The 683-nt window shown below is 56.7% G+C and carries 1 protein-coding gene; it reads right to left on the bottom strand.

Translation table 11 applies throughout. The features are described from left to right. Positions 1-683, bottom strand: a 683-nt coding sequence (locus CXQ91_RS24960; RefSeq protein WP_181039040.1) for a hypothetical protein, incomplete at both ends; no start/stop codon positions are given.

Here is a 683-nt window from a genome sequence, read left to right on the forward strand (position 1 = left end):
AGCGTTTGCCGATCAGCAAGGTTCAAACAAAAATCAGCGCCGGAATCTTGACGGCCAATAACCAACGGCGCGACGGGATCAGTCGCAGCGTTTGTCCTTGGGCAGGGGTGCCCCGGTTCCGGGAAAGGGATAGCTACGGCGAGACGGTCAACAGGTGCCACCCGAGGGAACACTAGCCGGACAGTCTGGGCAGAAATTCGCTCAACCCGTACCCAATCCGGCGAACAGTTCAGAACCGGAGCGTAAGCCTCAGCTTTTGTTTGCAAGGTGTCATCTGTTGCGGCCACAGTCTGCTGAGCAAAAAGGCTTACCGTTTCCGGAGTCACCACCAAGCGAGCGTCAGGCAAGCGGCGGACAGGATTCTTCATTGCCCATTCCAGAGTCTCAGCATCCAGCGGTGCGATCAGGGACATGGCTGCTGCATGGTGGTAACCGGCAACTCGCGCCTGACGATTAGCTTTTCTCCGCTTAAATCGCTTCCAATCAGAAACGCCTGGCATAAGCTGCGGCAGCCACAAGAACGAGGCAACCGCAGCGATTAGGAAGCACACCACAACTAAAACGGTTGCCGTCAATGAACGGCCGAAGATAGCGCCGACCACCAAAAACGCGACAAACCACGTCAAGGTAACAGCCGACGCCAGCAACAACCGGCCAAACTTGCCCAGCAAAAAGGCGATGCC

It is taken from the genome of Arthrobacter sp. Y81, assembly GCF_002929335.1.
In the GTDB taxonomy this organism is placed as follows: domain Bacteria; phylum Actinomycetota; class Actinomycetes; order Actinomycetales; family Micrococcaceae; genus Arthrobacter.